Origin of the sequence: Streptomyces sp. NPDC085460, from assembly GCF_044541975.1 — a bacterium.
Taxonomy (GTDB): domain Bacteria; phylum Actinomycetota; class Actinomycetes; order Streptomycetales; family Streptomycetaceae; genus Streptomyces.
On record NZ_JBITTO010000014.1, the window covers coordinates 101,605 to 118,404 of the forward strand.

The window sequence follows — 16,800 nt, forward strand, 5'->3', positions numbered from 1 at the left end:
TCGTTTCCTTCAGGAGAGGCGAAAGACCGTGAGCAAGACCGCCGTTCCCCCGGCCGCAGCCGGGCAGGTGCCCGCGCAGCAGGCGCCCCCGCAGATCCCCGGTGCCGTGGTCGGGTTCAGGGCCCGCCGCCGACGCCCCGGCATGTACGCGCTCGCCATCGCGCTGATCGCGGCGGGCGGCAGCGGCGGATTTCTTGCCTTTCAGGCGACGGGGGAGAGGACCCCGGTCCTCGCGGTCGCCCGCAGCGTGCAGGCCGGCGACGTCATCAAGGACGCCGATCTGATCGAAGCCCAGGTCCAGCTCGACCCCGCGCTCAAGCCGGTCCTCGCCGCCGAGCGGGACAAAATCGTCGGCAAGCGCGCCGCGGTCGCCCTCACCCCGGGCTCGCTCCTCACACAGGGACAAGCCACGTCCCGGACGCTGGTGAAGACGGGGGAACGGCTTGTCGGCATCGGCCTGAAGGCGTCGCAGATGCCCGCCACCCGCCTGTCCCCGGGCGACAAGGTCCTGGTCGTGGCCACCCCCGGCGAGGGCCAGATCGCCGGCGAGGACGGCAAGCGCCCGGCGCCGGTGGAGATCGCGGCACGGATCGTGAAGGTGGGCGAGAAGCAGGCCACCACCGGGGACACCGTCGTCGATGTCGCCGTCCCCTCCCAGTTCGGTCCCGAGCTTGCCGCGCAGGCCGCGACCGGCGACGTCGCTCTCGTCGTCGATTCCCCGGGTGGTTCGTGATGGCTGTCATCGCTCTTACCGGCCTGCCCGGCGCGCCCGGCGCGACGAGCACGGCGCTCGCGCTGCTGCGCACGTGGCCCCTGGAAGAAGGGCGGAGGATGGTGCTGGCCGAGTGTGACCCGGACGGCGGTGCCATCCTCGCCGGCGCGCTGCGCGGCGATGCCCCGGCCGACCGGGGGCTGCGCAACCTGACGCTCTCCTCGCGCACCGAGGACCTGGTGACCGCGTTCTGGCCGCAGCTGATGGCCGTGGAGAACGACGAGAAGCGCAACGAGCGCAAGCGGTTCCTGCTGCCCGGCCTAACCTCCCCAGACCAGGCCCCGGGCCTCGCCCCGGTCTGGTCGTCGCTTGCGGATCTGTTCGCCGGTATCGGCAGGCACGAGCACGACGTGCTGGTCGACCTCGGCCGCTCCGGCGCCTACGGGCCCTCCGGCATCCTGGCCCTGCGCGCGGACGCCGTCCTCCTGGTCATGCGCGGAACCATCCGCAGCTTCCACGCCGCCGCCACCCGCATCAAGACCCTGCGCGCCCACCTGGACGGCGAGTCCGGCCGAGGCTCCGGAGCCCTCGGCCTCATCCTCATCCGCCAAGGGCCGTACGGGCCGCGGGAGGCCGAGGCCGAGCTCGGCGTCCGGGTCGTCGCCACCCTCCCCTACCGGCCCGACGAGGCAGCGGTGCTGTCCGACGGCGCCCCGGAGAACGCCAAGTTCATGCGATCGAAGCTGATGAGCGCCGCGCTCGACGCGACCACCCCGATCCGCCAGCACGTCGCCACCCGGCAGGCGCGCCTCACCTCTCCGCTCCATCAGCGACTGCTGGGAGGTATCAGTGCGAGCTGAACCGATCCACCCCGCCCTCCCACAGCGCCAAGCCCCGGTCCAGCCTGCCGTCCCGCCCGCGTACGGGCCGACGCTCTCCGCCTACAGCCCGACCTCGCCCGGCCCCGCTCAGGCTGCTCGCGTGCTCGCGCCGCGGGTGAAGGTCGACGCGAAGGCGGCGGGGGAGATGAAGCGGCGGGTCAACGACCAGCTGCTTGCCGAGGCCAAGGTGAACAGCTCCCTGGGCGGGAAGGTGCGCGAGCAGCGAGCCCGCGCCCTGATCAGCGAGCAGGTCGCCGTCTGGGGGGACGCCGTCCGCCAGGTTCGCGTGGTGACCCCGGCCGAGGAGGAGCAGCTCGCCGCGCTCGTCTTCGACATGCTGTTCCGCTCGGGCCGGCTCCAGCGGCACCTGGACGACCCGGGCGTCGAGGACATCTGGATCAACGGGCACGACCGCGTCCACCTGAAGTACTCCGGCGACGGGGACCCGGTTGCCGTCGACCCGGTCGCCGAGTCCGAGGAGGAACTCCAGGAGCTGGTGCGCGATCTGATCCGCAACAGCGGCCAGTCCGGCCGGACCTTCTCCACCGCGTCCCCGGACGTCGCGCTGCGCCTCCCCGACGGCTCCCGTCTCCAGGCCCTGCATCCGGAGATCACGGGCGAGCGGACGTTCGTGACGATCCGCCGCCACCGGCTGCAGAACGCCACCCTCGACGAGCTGGCCCGGATGGGCGCCATGGACTCCACGATCGCCAGCCTGCTGCGCGCCTGCGTTCGCGCGCGCCGCAACGTCATCGTCGTCGGCGAGCAGTCCTCGGGAAAGACGACACTGATGCGGGCGCTGCTGCGGGAAATCCCGCAGCACGAGCGGTTCGGCACGATCGAGACCGAGTTCGAGCTGTGGGCCCACCAGAACGGCTACCACACCCAGGTCGTCCCGATGGAGGCCCGCGAGTCCAACGGCGAACGCGTCGACGGCCGCGCAGTCGGCGAGATCACCCTCCTCGACCTGATGTACCGGGCCAAGCGCATGTCGCTGAAACGGGTCGTGGTGGGGGAGGTCCGTGGTCCGGAGATCACCGCGATGATGCAGGCCCTGACCAGTGACCGGCCCGGCTCCATGTGCACCATGCACGCCTCCGAACCGCACGTTGTCTTCGACCGCATCGCCGAGCTCTACCTCCTGGCCCGCGGCAACTTCTCCGAACAGCTCGCCTACCGGCAGATCGCCAACGGCCTGCACTTCGTCGTCTTCATGTCCGTCGACGAATCCGGCCCCGTACCCCGCCGCCTGGTCTCCCACATCTGGGAGATCACCGGCATCGGAGAAAACGGCCGCCCCGCCTACAACGAGATCTTCCGCCCCGCCTCCGAAATCGACCTGCGCGCCGTACCGGGCGCGCCGCTGTCCCCGCGCTCCCGGCGCCGCCTCGAACTCGCCGGCTTCGCCACCCACCTCCTCGACCAGCCGGCCGGCCACACCTGGACAGGGGGAGTGTGATGGGAGCCCTGTGGTGGACCCTGTGCGGCGCCCTCCTCGCCGGCGGCATCCTCGCCGCGATCGTCGCCACCATCGGCACGACCGCACCCAAGACCCCCACCCGCGCCGGGAGGCTGCGCACCGCGTGGACCGGCAACCCGGGTGGGCAGCGGGAGGCCGCCCGACGCCGTGCCCTGCTCACCGCCGCCGGCGCCACGTTCGCCGTTGTGTGGTTCGTGTCTGGCGTGTTCGTCGCCGCGCTCCTCCTGGGCGCCGGTGTGGTCGGCGTGCCCTGGCTCCTCGACACCGGGACGGGCGGCAAAGCCCGGATCGCCAAACTGGAGGCGCTTGCTGAGTGGACCCAGCGCCTCTCCGAGATCCTGCGCCTGGGCCCCGCCCTGGAACAGGCACTCGTCACCAGCCGCAAGAACCCGCCGGCCGCACTCGCCGACGAGATCGCCGAGCTCGCCGACAAGATCAAGGCCGGATGGCTGCCCGTCGACGCGCTCCGGGACTTCGCGAACCGGCTCGACGACGTCACCGCCGACAAGGCGTGCGCCGCGCTCATGCTGTGCGCCGTCGACCCCGGCCCCGGCCTCGCCAAGGTCCTCGAAGACATCTCCGCCCAGCTGCGCGAGGAAGTCGCCGCCCGCCGCAAGATCGAGGCCGACCGCGCCAAGTCCCGCACCGCGATGCGCTCCATGACCCTGATCTGCGCCGCCCTGGTCGTCGTCGGATTCCTCATCCCCTACACCGCCCCCTACGCCACCACCCTCGGCCAGCTCGTCCTGGCACTGCTGGGTGCGGCGTTCGCCGCGGTGCTGTGGTGGACGCGGAAGCTCGCCAGCCACACCCCGATCCCGCGGTTCCTGGTCAACGACCCACGCAGCCGCGTCAAGCAGCCAGAGCCGGCCCAGGAGCCGTCGTGAGCCAGACCATCCTCGTCACCTGCGGCGCCGCCGTCGGCGGCGGCATCGCCCTCCTCGTACGCGAGATCCTGCCCTCCGCCCCGCGCCTGGGCCCCGCCCTCAGGCGCCTCGACCCTCCGCTGGCCCGCCCGGGACAGCAACAGGCCACCACCCCGGCCTCCCCGCTCGGCGGAGCCTGGGCGGGGCGGCTGGCCGAACGCCTGAAGCTCCCGCGTGCCGACCTCGACCTTCTCGCGCAGCCACCGGAGCAGTTCGTCACCAACAAGGTCGCGCTCGCCCTGCTCGGACTGCTCATCCCGCTCGTACCGGCGATCGGCTGGGTCCTGATGGGCCTGTCGGTGCCGCTGTTCATCCCCGGCATCGTCGGCGTCCTGCTCGCCCCCGTTCTGTGGTTCATCCCGGACTGGGCGGTCAAGACCGAGGCGGCCAAGGCGCGCACGGAGTTCGCGCACGCAGCCGCCGCGTGGATGGACCTGGTCGCCACCCGCATGGCCTCCAACCTCGCCGCCGACCAGGCCCTCGAGGACGCCGCCCGCATCGGCCACGGCTGGGCCTTCGGCCGCATCCAGGAAGCCCTCCTGCGCGCCCGCACCGAAAAGACCTCACCCTGGACGGCGCTCAACGACCTCGGCACCCAGCTGAACCTGCCCGTCCTCACCGACGTCGCCGACATCATGCGCCTGTCCTCCGACGACGGCGCCGCCGTCTACGACACCCTCCGCAACCGCGCGAAGGGCCTGACCAACGAGCTGCTGACCGCCGACGCCGCGAAGGCGAACGCCGACAGCGAGAAGCTCCACACCCCCGCAGCCCTCCTGGCCGTCATCGCCATGATCGCCATGGCGTTCCCGGCCGTCCTCAACATCTTCTCCATCTGACCGACCCGACCCCAAGGCCCCGCCACAGGGGCCGTCCGACCGGAAGGACCACCCGTGAAGAGCCCGCTTCTCTACGCCCAGGCAGCGCTCACCGTCACCGCCGGCGCGCTCCGTACCCGCCTGGAAACCCTCCAGCAGGAGATCAAGGACGGCGACGACCGGGGCGACAGCCCCATTTCGACCGTCGTCATCATCGTCGCGGCCGTCGCCGGCGCGCTCCTCATCGCCGGCGGACTGGCCGCCGCCTACGGCCGCGCGAACGGCAAGCTGTCCGGCATTCTCGGCGGCTGACCGAGGGGGATCGAGACGCCACCATGCCCCCCAACCGCCTCCTGCCCGCGCCGCACGACCGCGACCGGGGATCCGCCCCCATCCAGGTGGCGATCATCTTCCCGGTCGTCATCCTGATCATCTTCGGCATCGTGCAGGGCTTCGCCATCGCCTGGGCCCACAACGCCGTCGCCACCGCAGCCCGCGAAGGCGTCTCCGCGGGCCGCATGTACGGCGCCGGGCCCGGCGACGGCGCCGCCAAGGCCCGCAAGGCCGCCGCCGACCTCGGCGGCAACCTCCTCACCGGCGTCCACGTCTCCACCAGCGGCACCACCCGCGACCGCATGAGCATGCAGGTCGAGGGCCAGGCCGTCTCCCTCGTCCCCGGACTCAGGAGCATCCGCGTCAGCTCCTCCGCCTCCGGACCGATCGAGCAGTGGACCACCCAGGGAGACGACCGATGAACCGGCAGCCTGCCCCGCATCCGGCCACGGCCGCCCGGTTGCGGGGGGACCGGGGCGACGTCGCGATCGAAGCGGTCATCGTCGTGCCCCTGCTCCTCGCGCTCGCACTCGTCGTCCTCGCCGGCGCCCGCCTGTCCCTGGCCGGACAGACCGTGGACGCCGCCGCCCAGGCCGCAGCCCGAGCCGCCAGCCTTGAACGCACTCCGGCCGCCGGGCAATCCGCCGCCCAGACCGCGGCCGCCGCCGTCCTCGCGCAGGACGACCAGCCCTGTACCTCCAGCAGCGTCCGCGCCACCACCAGCGGTCTCAATGCCGGCCCCGGCACAACTTCCACCGTCACCGTCACCGTCTCGTGCCGCGTCCCCATCGGCGACCTCCTGCTGTTCGGCGGCGGCCCAGGGGCACGGACCATGACCGCCTCCTTCACCTCCGTCGTCGACACATACAGAGGACGCGGATGACCACCACCCCCCACCGGCGCACCAGGCGCCGAGACCGCCGGCTCTCGGACGACCGGGGCGGCATCTCACCGTTCGTCGCCATCGTCACCGTCCCCTTGCTGCTGCTCGGCGGCCTGTTCGCCGTCGACGCCTTCGGCATCTCCCGCGCCCACGAACGCACCGACGCCGTCGCCACCGAAGCCGCCCGCGCCGCAGCCCAGGCCATCGACCCCGGCAGGGCCGCCGCCGGCGAAGGGGTCGTCGCCGACCCGCACGCCGCAAGTGCCGCGGCCCGCGCCTACCTCACCCGTGCGGGGGTCCGCGGCACCGTCACCGTCACCGACGCAGGCCGCCGCATCCAGATCCGGGCCACCAGCACCTACCGCGGCCGTTTCGTTCCCAAGACATGGACGGTCACCGCCACCAGCACCGCCACGCTCCTGCACGGCATCACCCGACCCGAGAAGGACTGAAGCCGCCGATGCCCGCCCGCCCCTCCCTCGCAAGGCGCCTGCCGCGCGCACTGCTTTCCCTGGTCGCCCTCGCCGCGGTCACCGCCGGCCTGCCCTGGATCCTCGCCCAGGCCACCGCAGCTCTCTGGGCGCCCGGCGTCGACGCCTTCACCCACTTGCTCACCCGCACCGACACGGGCGCGGCGTTCCTCCTCGCACTGGTCGTGGTCGGCTGGATCGCCTGGGCGATGTTCGCGGTGTCGCTGCTGGTGGAGATCCCCGCCCAGCTCCGCGGCCGCAGCGCCCCGCGCCTGCCCGGCCTGCGTCTGTCCCAGCGGGCGGCAGGCACCCTCGTCAGCGGGATCCTCGTCCTGTTCGCCTCCAGCACTTTCGCCTCCGCCGCCCCCGCCCTCGCCGCCACACCCGCAGCGAGCACACCCACCATCACCGCGGCCACTGTCCCCGGTCAGGCCCACAACACTCCCCAGGTCGCAGCCGCCGAGAAGAAGGCCGAGCAGACCTACACCGTGCGCGCAGTGCGACCAGCCGAGAGCCTGTGGTCGATCGCAGAGCTGCTGTACGGGGACGGCGCGCAGTACACGAAGATCGCCGACGCCAACGAAGGCCGCACCATGGCCGACGGCGCCGTCTTCCACGCCGACGCCCCCATCCGGCCCGGCTGGGTCCTGCGCCTGCCCGACACGCCCACGGTCGACGCCGGGCCCGTTCCGGCCCCGCAGACCGCGGCCTACACCGTCGGCGCCGGTGACAGCCTCTGGCAGGTCGCCGAAGAACAGCTCGGCGACGGCGACCGCTACACCGAGATCTTCGACGCGAACAAGAACAAGCCCCAGGCCGACGGCGGACGTCTGACCGACCCCCACGACATCCGTACCGGCTGGAAGCTCACCATCCCCCACACGGCCACCCCCACACCGCCGGCCGAAGCAACACCCCCACCGCAGGCCGACGACACCGCTCCGTCCACGCCCGCGGACACCGCCAAGCCGGCCCCTGCCAAGCCGGCACCGCCACCGGCACGGACCACCCCGGCGCCCGAGCCCTCCACCCCGACAGCCATCCCGTCCACCGCCAACGAGACCCCGGCCCGCACCGCACCCCCGGCCGCCGAGACCCCCGCCACCCCGACCGCCCGACCCGGGACGTCCACCGTGACGCCGCCGGCCGTGCCCTCTCCGCCTGCCGCGCCCGTCGCACCCGCACCCGCGCCTGCGCGCGCCATCGAGGAACAGGACAGTGATCTGCTCTCCGAGGAGGTGGGCATCGGGATGCTCGCCGCCGGCAGCGTCCTCGCCGCCCTCGGCACCCTGCGCATGCTCCAGCGCCGCCGCCGCGCTCCCGGCCAGTTGCCCGCCACCATCGACAACGCGACCGCCGAGCAGACCCTCCACGCGGCCGCAGACCCCGGCAGCCTCGAACTCCTCGACCTCGCCCTGCGCACCCTCGCCCACCACGCCGCTCAGCAGGACACCGAGCTCCCGGCGGCGACCGGAGCGAGGATCACCGCCACAAGCGTCGAACTCCTTCTCCCCACCGAGGACAGCGACAGCGGCGACGCCGACGACCAGGAGGCCAAGAGTGTTCTGGAGCCGTTCATCCTGGCCGAGCCGGGCCGCTGGGTACTGAACCGCAGTCGGCCGCTCCTTGATGCCGACCAGGCCGTGGACGTCCCCGCCCCCTACCCGGGCCTGGTCACCCTCGGCACCGACCCCGACGGCAACCACCTCCTGATCAACCTCAACGTCTCCCGCGTCCTCCTCCTCGACGGCACCCCCACCGCCGTCCGCGACACCGCCCGCGTCCTCGCCCTCGAAGCCGCCACCAGCACCTGGAGCGACCACGCCGAGATCATCACCGTCGGCCTCGGCGACGAACTCCCTATGCTCCTGCCGCAGAACCGGCTGCGTACCGCCCCCCACCTCGCCGCCGCCCGCGCCGACCTCGCCGAGCTCCTCCTGGAGCAGCGACAGGAGGCCGACGCCGAAGACGCCCCACCCCGCATGCCCTGGACCCTGGTGTGCGCGGCCGACATAGAGGAGGACGAGGCCAGGCTCCTGGCCGACACCCTCACCGCCGCCCGCGAACTGCCCGTCGCGCTCGTCCTGCCCGCCCAGGGAACTGCGGGCGCCTTCGGCGCCTTCGACGAAGCCGTCCAGCTCGCCGTCGGCACCAACCAGCCTCAGCACGTCGAGGTCCTCGGAGCCGACCTCATCGTCCAGTCCCTGCCCGACGCCGACTACGAAGCGTTCGCCGACCTGCTGCGCCAGGCCAAGCAGCCGGCCCAGCCCGCCGAGGAGCCCTGGACGCAGGTTCCTCCCGCCCCCGTCACGGTGACCGCCACCGGTCAGAGCGACACCGGCCCCGCCGACATTCCTCTCAACCCCCTCACTCCGTTCGCTGCTTTCACCGCAACCCGACCCCTTGCCCCCGTTCCCCCGCTCCCCGCACCGACGACCGAACAGGATGGCGACGAAGAGCACGAGAATCGGGAGACAGAGGAAAAGCACGACGAGGCTGCTCCGCCGGCCACCGGCGACACCACCGCTCCCGCTGCCAGCGCTGAGGAAGCGGAGGAAGCAGAGGAGGACGGGGACACCGAGGCCAATGCGCCCTTGAAGGCGCCCGCAAGTCCCACGGTGCTCCTTCCCCCGGCACCGGCCGTCGTGGAGACGGACCAGGACACGGACGAGGTCGAGCCGGACAGCATGATCGACCTGCACGCCCCCGAGGTCCAGGTCCTCGGACCGGTCACGGTCACCGGCATCCAGGCATCCGGCCACGGCCCCAAGCTCGCCCAGCTCGCCGCCTACCTCTACTTCAAGCCCGGCCCGCCCGAGACCGTCCGCGACGCCATGAACCCCCGCGCGCCCTGGAGTAGCGCCACCCTCCAGAGCCGGATCTCGCAGCTCCGCAACGGGCTAGGCGCCGACCCCGAGGGTGACGCCTACCTCCCGCGCGGAGGCGGCATCTACAGGCTCTCCCCGAAGGTCCGCTCCGACTGGGACCGCTTCATCCGCCTCGCAGAACGCGGCCTGACCAAGGGACCGTCCGCCGGCATCCCTGACCTCGAAGCCGCCCTCGCCCTTGTCAGGGGCGCACCTTTCGGCGGCACCCCGCCGGCCTGGGCCGTCGCCCGCCACCAGGAGATGCTCGTCCGCATCATCGACACCGCCCACACCCTCGCCACCTGGCTGCGCACCGGGCCCCGCCCCGACACCGAGGCCGCCCGCCGGGTGATCCGTCAGGGCCTCGACGTCGACGACAGCGCCGAGCTGCTCTACCAGGACTGGATGCGGATCGAGGACCAGGACGGCAACAGGAAGGCCGTCAGCGCCGTGTACCAAACCTTGCTCGCCGTCAACCGCCGCCTCGATGTCAGCACCGAGCCCGAGACCGACGCCATCTACGAGCAGATCGTTAGCCGCAGTGCCTGAACCGAGTCAGAGCGCCCGTGACGCATCAGCCGGCCCCCCCAACACGGCCAGCGCCACCAGTGCACGCAGACCCCGCCGCCGTGGCCTCGGCGTTGGTCCGGCGCGGCCGCGTGTCAACGTAGAGCGTCACCGCAGCAGCCGAGCTGTCGCTCGTCCCGGTCGCTGACCATCGTCCTGGCCGCATCGGTGCCTGCACGCCAATTACGGTGAGCAAGGAGAGGGAGAGCCGACTGGTCGTTGGTCCCGCTCCGCTTGTGCCCCACGCCTCGGCGTGGGGCACACTGCTGTCCCCTCGCGCAAGGGGAAGGCCCTGCCGGCGCCGGGACCGCAAGCGCGCACGCGTGGTCTTCACTCCCGAGGTCGATCTCTACCTGGAGAAGCTGACGCCCGCGGAATTCGTCCGTCTGGACCGGGCTCTGGCGGCCATCTCCCTGGACGCGACGATCGGCCCCGAGTGGCCGACCACACCCGGCCAGGTAGCGCTGCGCGAGTACAGCGAGGGGCGAGCCAGGACATTTATCACGTAAGTGTCCTCGGCACCGCGGTCGTGGTCGCCTCCTTCGAGGTCTGAGTTCCCGATTCCGATCCGGGACGTCTCCGGGCGGTGTCGGAATGCATGAGCATCAGGAGCGATCGTCCGGTGACCGCCGAGCGGATCTATGCGGCGTTGGCAGTGCTGGGTGCTGAGCCGGTGGCGGATCCAGAGTTCCGGCCGGAGGGACCGCGCGAAGAGGATCATCTGAACCTGCTGGGCAGTCTGCTCGCGAAAACGAAGCTGGAGATCACGGCCGCGACGCGGCTGGCCGAGGCAGGAGAGATCGAGGACATCCTCGACGTCGTGATGGGCTGGAAACCGGAGCGCTGCATAGACGCAGGGGTGCCAGCTCAGGGGGCTGGCACCCCTACGTTCGCGACGTCGGCCCGCTCCAAAGCAGCTGATCAGCTTGCGTTACCGCGTCTGTGCGTCGCGGATTCACCCGGGTAGTTGCGTACACCCGCGTGCGGACTCGATCCGGCGTACGCCATGATGGGCAAAGGCCCGCAGAACCGAGCACCACCCTTCGAACACACCTGGGCCGCGAGTAGAAGGACACAACATGATTTCCACAGCTCAGCAACAGGAGCTGCTGACCCTCTGTGCTCTGCGTGCGAACAGTAAAGTCGTCGACTGGAGCCTGATCGCCCGGACCTGCCAGTCGCCTGAGGCGCTCCAGGTCGTTCTCGGAGGCGATATCCCCGAGGATTCCGCAGTCGCGCGTAAGAACCTCGCCCTCCTGCGTGAGGCGCTGCCGACGATCGACGACGCCCGTGCACGAGTGGCGACGGAGCTGGAGGCCGCCGAGAAGGCTGGCGCCCGCCTCGTGACCGTGCTCGACCCGGACTATCCGGCGAATCTTCGCCTTGTGCCGAACCTGCCGCCGTTCCTGTTCCACCTCGGTGACCTCGATGAGAAGGACGCCCGCTCGGCCGCGATCGTCGGCACCCGCAACGCGAGCGAAGACGGGATGCGCCGTGCCGCCCGCATGGCGCGAATGCTCGTCGACAAAGACGTGGTGATTTTCAGCGGCCTGGCGAAGGGGATCGACACCGCCGCCCACACGGCCACGCTCGACGCCGGGGGTCGGACCGTCGCCGTCATGGGTACCGGTATCGCCGCGAAGATCTACCCCGCCCAGAACAAGGGCCTGGCCGCCCGTATCGTCGCGGAGGGCGGAGCGCTCGTATCCCAGTTCTGGCCCACGTCCGCGCCGGCCACATGGACCTTCCCCAGGCGCAACGTCGTGACGTCCGGCTCGACCATGGGCTCGATCGTGATTGAAGCTTCCTCGACCTCCGGGGCCAAGATGCAGGCCCGCATCGCCCACGAACACGGTAAGCATGTGTTCCTGATCAAGTCCCTCGCGACGAGCGAGCCCTGGGCGGCGAAAATGGTCGCGGAAGGTAAAGCGGTTGAGGTCTCGGAGCTCGACGACGTCGTCTCGCGCCTCGGCAACGCCAAGCGAGTACAGCAGGCCGCACAGCAGCGCCTTCAGCTCGCCCTGGCGGGCCTGTGACCCACCAGTCTGATCTTCCGAAGCGCCTTGTCTTCCCCCAATGCCGCCAGTGCGCCTACCGCCTCAACGGCACCACCCAGGGGTGTGCAGAATGCGCTGCCTCGGCAGTGCGTCCGCTCGCTGAGCATCACTGTGAAGTGTGCAGCCAGACGCTGGCCGTGCCGGGAGCAAAGTGCGGGAACATCATCTGCGGCTGGAGTGCGGGCACGCGCTTTTTCACCCGCGTGGACGCTCTCGCGCTGTACGCCACTCCTCTCGAACAGACGATCAAGGAATACAAGTACGACCTCAAAGCCGGCTCGCAGGGTTGGGGAGTCATCTTTGGACGGCTCATCGTCGGTTGGCTAGAAGCCAATGAGCACCTGGTCGACGACATCGAGCTCATCATCGGCAACCCCACGGCGCCTGACCGCACACCGCTCCAACACATCGAGACGATGATGAAGGCGGCTCACACGGAAGATGCTCTCGGCCGCTGGCCTATCGCCGACCCTGAGAGCCCGGTGCTGATCAAGCAACACGAGACGAAGAAGTCGGCCACTGGCGGTGTGCGATGGGCTGAGAAGATGGAGGCCGCCCGCGAGCACGCCTCGGCGCTCAGGCTCCGGCAGAGCGTCAAGGGCAAGCGTGTCCTGCTGGTCGACGACGTCTTCACCACCGGCTCCCAGTTCCACACAGTCAGCAGGTTCCTGATCGAGCGAGGCCACGCGAGGGAAGTGCGCGGACTAGTGCTGGCACGCGTGCCCTGGTAGCGCTCCACGCCCGCAGCCTGTTCACCCCGGCGCAGAGGTCCAGCCTTCAGCCTGCCGACCAGGCTTCTCAGCTTCGCGGGGACAGATTGGCGAGAGCAGTAAGGGAACTCCATGTACTCACTAAGGGCTGTCCCGTAAATGATCTTTGGGTCGCCTCAGGCAGAGTAGGCCGTACTACGGCCAGCTGGCCTATCCAGCGAGGGCGAGGTTGTGCATCCGGGCGATGCCGAGCATGGCGTGGTGGACACCGTCGCCCTTGAGGCGGCAGTCACGAAGGATCTTCCAGGTCTTCATGCGGGCGAAGACGTGCTCGACGCGGGCCCGAACCTGCTTGTGGGACTTGTTGTGGTCCTCTTTCCAGTCCGGCAGTTCGGCCTGGCCGCGCCGCCGGCGGCGCGGGATGACCAGCCCGGTGCCCGGATAGCCGCCGTCGGCGATCGTGACGGTGTTGCCAACGGCGGCCTTGGCGCCGGATTCCTCCCATGCCTTGCAGTCGTTGCGGTTTCCGGGCAGAGGCCGGCCGACCACGACGACGAGGCGGGTGTCGGCGTCGATGACGACCTGGTGGTTGGTGGAGTACCTGTAGTTCTTCGACCGCTCGGCGATGGTGTGGTCCCGGGTGGGGACCAGGGTGCCGTCCACGATCAGCACGGTGTCTTGGCGAACCGCTTGCGGGGCTGGAGGGCGAGCATCGGCCCGAGGTGGTCGATGATCCGGTCCGCCGTCGACTTGGACACCCCGAACAGCGGAGCGAGCTGCCGCATGGTCAGGTTCGTGCGCCAGTAGGCCGCGACCAGCAGGGCCCGGTCCTCCAGCGGAAGACTCCACGGCCGGCCCCTGCGGACCGCGTCCGCCCCCTCGCGCCGCAGCACCGTCACCAGCTTCCTGAACTGCCGCGGGCTCAGTCCGGTGAACGGGGCTATCCAAGACGGCTCCGACGCCGTGATCACACCAGCCACACCAAGATGATCCCAGGCTGGTTAGGGTTTCTCCTTCGAGGCGACGGACTGGAGACGGATCATGGAACAGGATGAGGCCCTGCAACTCGCGGTGGCGTTTCTCGCGGACAGCCAGCGCGTTGATGAGCCGCCTCTCACCATCGACGCAGAGCGGGTTCGTGTGAGCAACGGGCTCCTGATCGTGCCCTACAACTCTGTGCAGTACCTCGCCTCGCGGGAGCCGAGAGAGCAGCTGTTGGACTGCTGGCCCATCCTCGTCGACCTTGCACGCGGAGAGGTGCGGTTCGGGACCCTGGACGAGCGACACCTGTGGAGGAACCCGAGCGCCTGACGCCTGTCCGCAGCCCCAGTCACGGGACAGCCCTTAGCGATCGATTACCACAGCCCTGGAGGGATGGTTATTCGACCGTGATGCAGCGGGAGGAGCGGTGGTAAGCACGATGGTGAGAACGGTGCCGAGGGTGAGGGGCACGCGTACCGCCGATCCCTCTGAGGAGTTGCTGATGCCCTCCCCGTCCCGTGGTCTCGACGAGGCCCTCGACAACCTCGCCACCATCGCTGCCCGCTTCTTCTCCGGCGAAGACCTCGACGGAGTCCGCCGCACCGACGCCACGTTCCTGCGACCCGGCGGCAGGGTCATCGCCACGAACCTCGATGCCCCGGTCCGCCGCTGGTCGTACCGGGCGGGCTGGCAGCGACTCTCCGTCCGTACCGCCGCCCTAACCGCGGCCGCCGGCAGCACGTACACCTACCTCACCCACCCAGACGCCGCCGCCCATGCCCTCAACTACGGCGGCCCCGCCGTGCTGCTCGCCGCGGCTGCGGGCGGCGTCGCATACCGAGTCAGGGGCCGTGAGCGGCGCGAGCTGATGGGGGAGTGGGTCGAGCCGCTGCACAAGGCCCTCGCCGACCCGATCGGGATCTCCGAGCACACCGACCCCGCCTCCTACCTCCACGTGCCGGCCGACTTCGGCGACGACGACGCCGAGATCCGCATTGACCTCCCGCTGCACCTGAAGTTCAACCGCGACCAGGTTGCCGAGCTGGTCATGCAGAAGCTCGCCCTCCAGAACGCGAGCTTCTCCTGGCGCCTGGCCGGCCGAGACCCGCACCTGATCGTGAAGAAGAAGGACCGCCCGCCCACATCCCTCGGCCTCGACGACCCCGGCGTACGTGACCTCCTCGCCTCCGTCCCGGAATCCGCGCCCCTGATCGGGCTCGGCGCAGGCAAGAAGAGGGTGTCGGTAGACCTCGACCACGACTCCCCACACGTCCTCATCTCGGCCGGTACCGGTGGCGGCAAGTCGACCATCCTGCGCACCATCGCCTGCCAGTTCCTCCACAACGGCGCCCAGGCCCACATCCTCGACTTCAAGCGGATCTCCCACACCTGGGCCCGCGGCATCCCCGGCGTCAACTACTGCCGCGACATCACCGACATCCACGACGCCCTCATCGCACTCGGCGCCGAAGGACACCGCCGTATCCGCCTCGCCGAACAGCTCGGCGACGACGTCCTCGCGAGCGACCCCGACCGCGTCGGCCCCCGCAACGTGATCCTCCTCGAAGAGATCAACGCGACGATGGCCCAGCTGCGCCGCTACTGGGAGAGGACCCGTACCAGCGACGATCCGAAGACATCACCGGCGATCGACGCTCTCGCCGAGATCCTGTTCATGGGCCGCCAGGTACGCCTCCACGTCCTGCTAGTGGCCCAGTCCGCGACCGCCCGCGCGCTCGGCGGCCCGGAGATGCGGGAGAACTTCTCCACCCGCATCCTCGTCCGCTACACCATGAACGCCTGGAAGATGCTCGTCCCCGAAGTCACCCCGGCCCCCAAGCCCACCCGGCACCCCGGCCGCGTCCAGGTCGTCCTCGGCGGCACAGCCCGCGAGACCCAGGTCCTCAACCTCTCCGAAGCCGAAGCCCGCGCCTGGGCCATGGCTGGCGTTCCCGGACAGAGCACACCGCTCACCCTGAGCAAAACTCCTTCCGCCGCTGACCTTCCGGCACCGGCTGCTCCCGTCCAGGTTCATGCCAGCCTGCTCGCGGACGAGGAGCCGGAGGCCGACACGATGGCCGATATGGACGCGGAGCTGATCGGTCTGCGGGCCGCCCAGGAGGAACTGCCCGGGGTGAGCCTCGCGGGCCTGCGATGGGCGCGGATCAACGATCCCGAGTTCCCAGACATCGCCGGGCAGTCGGGCCAGGAGTACCTCTACAGGCGTGGCGATCTTCGCCGGTGGGCACGTAACCGGATTGCAGCAGCCCAGGGGTAAGCGGAGACGCCGGCGTGCCCCGTGACGGAAGTTGCGGGCGTCGACCAGGCGGTCATAGCCGACCAGTCCTGACCCGTAGCCGACCTCACCATGTGCTCCAGGGCTTCTTGGGGCACATGGTGAGGGTCAGCTGCTGATCTCGTTCACGATGGCTTGGAGCACGGCAGCGCTTGCCTCGACCTGGACGGGGACCACGGAGCCGACGATGGCGGGCTGCGCGCTGACGGCGCTGTACGCCAGCGCGGGCACAGCTGTCTCGCAGACGATGCGGAGGAGCGGGTGCTCGGGCGAGCACTCGATTCGGTAGCCAGCCTCGAACCGGGACAGCCAGTCGTGGCGTACGGCGACGGCCCTACCGTGGACCCCGCCGATCCGGGCCCCGCCCGTGGACCAGTTCGACCACGTCACCGGTGCCCAGTCCGTGCCGGTGAACGGCAGGCAGTCGGACAGGTCGGGGTGGTCCGGCCCCAGCCACTGGGGGAACCGGCTTTTGCGGATCCGCCACCGCCCGTCCTTGTCCACGACGCTCGCATCGAGGCCGGCGATGGCGCTCAAGTCCAGGGCGACGTGGCCGTCGGTGATCCGGTCGCCGTGGACCCACACCTGGTCTTTGTTCACCACCCAGTCACACAGCCGCTCCATGGCCACCGACATGCGTTCTCTCCTTGCCTGACAGACGAACTAACCCAAAGTAGCCCGACTCGCCCCGAGTGACCGGCGGATGGGGCTCGTGGCCCGGAGAACAGCGGGTACGGCACGAAGCCCTCAGCTCCCTTGGCAACATGGGAACGGCCCGGTCTCCCCGAAGTACGGGGAAGCCGGGCCGCTGTGCTGGAT

At 70.5% G+C, this 16,800-nt stretch carries 17 protein-coding genes and 1 pseudogene; 16 read left to right on the plus strand and 2 right to left on the minus strand.

The features are described 5' to 3' along the window. Positions 1-28 precede the first annotated feature (28 nt). The 14 genes from ACIGHB_RS30040 to ACIGHB_RS30105 all read left to right on the plus strand — a co-directional run bounded on the left by ACIGHB_RS30040 (position 29) and on the right by ACIGHB_RS30105 (position 12,725). Positions 29-733, plus strand: coding sequence for an SAF domain-containing protein (locus ACIGHB_RS30040; protein WP_399917402.1), 705 nt, complete (start codon positions 29-31; stop codon positions 731-733). Continuing rightward, positions 733-1,572 carry a hypothetical protein gene (locus ACIGHB_RS30045; RefSeq protein WP_399917404.1) on the plus strand — a complete coding sequence of 280 codons (840 nt, stop codon included), beginning with the start codon at positions 733-735 and terminating at the stop codon, positions 1,570-1,572. The genes ACIGHB_RS30040 and ACIGHB_RS30045 overlap by 1 nt, the downstream gene beginning before the upstream one ends. A gap of 121 nt (positions 1,573-1,693) precedes the next feature. Continuing rightward, positions 1,694-3,052 carry a CpaF family protein gene (locus tag ACIGHB_RS30050; protein ID WP_399917407.1) on the plus strand — a complete coding sequence of 453 codons (1,359 nt, stop codon included), beginning with the start codon at positions 1,694-1,696 and terminating at the stop codon, positions 3,050-3,052. After that, positions 3,052-3,960, plus strand: a complete 909-nt coding sequence (locus ACIGHB_RS30055; RefSeq protein WP_399917409.1) for a type II secretion system F family protein — start codon at positions 3,052-3,054, stop codon at positions 3,958-3,960. Before ACIGHB_RS30050 ends, ACIGHB_RS30055 begins: the two co-directional genes overlap by 1 nt. After that, the gene (locus ACIGHB_RS30060; RefSeq protein ID WP_399917410.1) at positions 3,957-4,838 is read left to right on the plus strand and encodes a type II secretion system F family protein; all 882 of its coding nucleotides are present in this window, start codon (positions 3,957-3,959) and stop codon (positions 4,836-4,838) included. Before ACIGHB_RS30055 ends, ACIGHB_RS30060 begins: the two co-directional genes overlap by 4 nt. A gap of 54 nt (positions 4,839-4,892) precedes the next feature. After that, positions 4,893-5,129 carry a hypothetical protein gene (locus tag ACIGHB_RS30065; RefSeq protein ID WP_399917412.1) on the plus strand — a complete coding sequence of 79 codons (237 nt, stop codon included), beginning with the start codon at positions 4,893-4,895 and terminating at the stop codon, positions 5,127-5,129. Positions 5,130-5,152: 23 nt separating this feature from the next. After that, positions 5,153-5,572 carry a TadE family protein gene (locus ACIGHB_RS30070; protein ID WP_399917414.1) on the plus strand — a complete coding sequence of 140 codons (420 nt, stop codon included), beginning with the start codon at positions 5,153-5,155 and terminating at the stop codon, positions 5,570-5,572. Further along, positions 5,569-6,033 carry a TadE/TadG family type IV pilus assembly protein gene (locus ACIGHB_RS30075; protein ID WP_399917416.1) on the plus strand — a complete coding sequence of 155 codons (465 nt, stop codon included), beginning with the start codon at positions 5,569-5,571 and terminating at the stop codon, positions 6,031-6,033. Before ACIGHB_RS30070 ends, ACIGHB_RS30075 begins: the two co-directional genes overlap by 4 nt. Further along, positions 6,030-6,485, plus strand: a complete 456-nt coding sequence (locus ACIGHB_RS30080; RefSeq protein WP_399917418.1) for a pilus assembly protein TadG-related protein — start codon at positions 6,030-6,032, stop codon at positions 6,483-6,485. Before ACIGHB_RS30075 ends, ACIGHB_RS30080 begins: the two co-directional genes overlap by 4 nt. Positions 6,486-6,493: 8 nt before the next feature. Beyond that, complete coding sequence (locus tag ACIGHB_RS30085; protein ID WP_399917420.1) at positions 6,494-9,919, plus strand: LysM peptidoglycan-binding domain-containing protein; 3,426 nt, start codon at positions 6,494-6,496, stop codon at positions 9,917-9,919. Positions 9,920-10,260: 341 nt separating this feature from the next. Then, positions 10,261-10,446, plus strand: a complete 186-nt coding sequence (locus ACIGHB_RS30090; RefSeq protein WP_399917422.1) for a hypothetical protein — start codon at positions 10,261-10,263, stop codon at positions 10,444-10,446. 89 nt (positions 10,447-10,535) lie between these two features. Next, entirely contained in the window at positions 10,536-10,904 is a 369-nt protein-coding gene (locus ACIGHB_RS30095) for a hypothetical protein (protein WP_399917424.1), read from the plus strand. Between the two features lie 112 nt (positions 10,905-11,016). Further along, the gene (locus ACIGHB_RS30100; protein ID WP_399917426.1) at positions 11,017-11,973 is read left to right on the plus strand and encodes a DNA-processing protein DprA; all 957 of its coding nucleotides are present in this window, start codon (positions 11,017-11,019) and stop codon (positions 11,971-11,973) included. Positions 11,974-12,110: 137 nt separating this feature from the next. Further along, positions 12,111-12,725 carry a ComF family protein gene (locus ACIGHB_RS30105; RefSeq protein ID WP_399917428.1) on the plus strand — a complete coding sequence of 205 codons (615 nt, stop codon included), beginning with the start codon at positions 12,111-12,113 and terminating at the stop codon, positions 12,723-12,725. A 189-nt stretch (positions 12,726-12,914) separates the two neighbouring features. On the opposite strand, the pseudogene ACIGHB_RS30110 reads toward ACIGHB_RS30105, so the two are convergent. After that, positions 12,915-13,684: pseudogene (locus tag ACIGHB_RS30110) on the minus strand (transposase). Positions 13,685-13,745: 61 nt separating this feature from the next. On the opposite strand from ACIGHB_RS30110, the gene ACIGHB_RS30115 reads away from it, so the two are divergent. Then, the gene (locus ACIGHB_RS30115; RefSeq protein ID WP_399917430.1) at positions 13,746-14,015 is read left to right on the plus strand and encodes a YrhB domain-containing protein; all 270 of its coding nucleotides are present in this window, start codon (positions 13,746-13,748) and stop codon (positions 14,013-14,015) included. Between the two features lie 172 nt (positions 14,016-14,187). Then, the gene (locus tag ACIGHB_RS30120) at positions 14,188-15,963 is read left to right on the plus strand and encodes a pRL2-11 (protein WP_399917432.1); all 1,776 of its coding nucleotides are present in this window, start codon (positions 14,188-14,190) and stop codon (positions 15,961-15,963) included. Positions 15,964-16,089: 126 nt separating this feature from the next. Here the strand turns inward: ACIGHB_RS30120 and ACIGHB_RS30125 are convergent, their stop codons facing one another. After that, positions 16,090-16,617, minus strand: coding sequence for a hypothetical protein (locus tag ACIGHB_RS30125; RefSeq protein ID WP_399917435.1), 528 nt, complete (start codon positions 16,615-16,617; stop codon positions 16,090-16,092). Between the last annotated feature and the right edge of the window lie 183 nt (positions 16,618-16,800).

Bases quoted from the DNA above. Each gene is read 5' to 3' on its own strand.
- ACIGHB_RS30045 (WP_399917404.1), top strand. From the start codon at position 733: ATGGCTGTCATCGCTCTTACCGGCCTGCCCGGCGCGCCCGGCGCGACG.
- ACIGHB_RS30055 (WP_399917409.1), top strand. From the start codon at position 3,052: ATGGGAGCCCTGTGGTGGACCCTGTGCGGCGCCCTCCTCGCCGGCGGC.
- ACIGHB_RS30070 (WP_399917414.1), top strand. From the start codon at position 5,153: ATGCCCCCCAACCGCCTCCTGCCCGCGCCGCACGACCGCGACCGGGGA.
- ACIGHB_RS30075 (WP_399917416.1), top strand. From the start codon at position 5,569: ATGAACCGGCAGCCTGCCCCGCATCCGGCCACGGCCGCCCGGTTGCGG.
- ACIGHB_RS30080 (WP_399917418.1), top strand. From the start codon at position 6,030: ATGACCACCACCCCCCACCGGCGCACCAGGCGCCGAGACCGCCGGCTC.
- ACIGHB_RS30085 (WP_399917420.1), top strand. From the start codon at position 6,494: ATGCCCGCCCGCCCCTCCCTCGCAAGGCGCCTGCCGCGCGCACTGCTT.
- ACIGHB_RS30095 (WP_399917424.1), top strand. From the start codon at position 10,536: ATGAGCATCAGGAGCGATCGTCCGGTGACCGCCGAGCGGATCTATGCG.
- ACIGHB_RS30100 (WP_399917426.1), top strand. From the start codon at position 11,017: ATGATTTCCACAGCTCAGCAACAGGAGCTGCTGACCCTCTGTGCTCTG.
- ACIGHB_RS30115 (WP_399917430.1), top strand. From the start codon at position 13,746: ATGGAACAGGATGAGGCCCTGCAACTCGCGGTGGCGTTTCTCGCGGAC.
- ACIGHB_RS30120 (WP_399917432.1), top strand. From the start codon at position 14,188: ATGCCCTCCCCGTCCCGTGGTCTCGACGAGGCCCTCGACAACCTCGCC.
- ACIGHB_RS30125 (WP_399917435.1), bottom strand. From the start codon at position 16,617: ATGTCGGTGGCCATGGAGCGGCTGTGTGACTGGGTGGTGAACAAAGAC.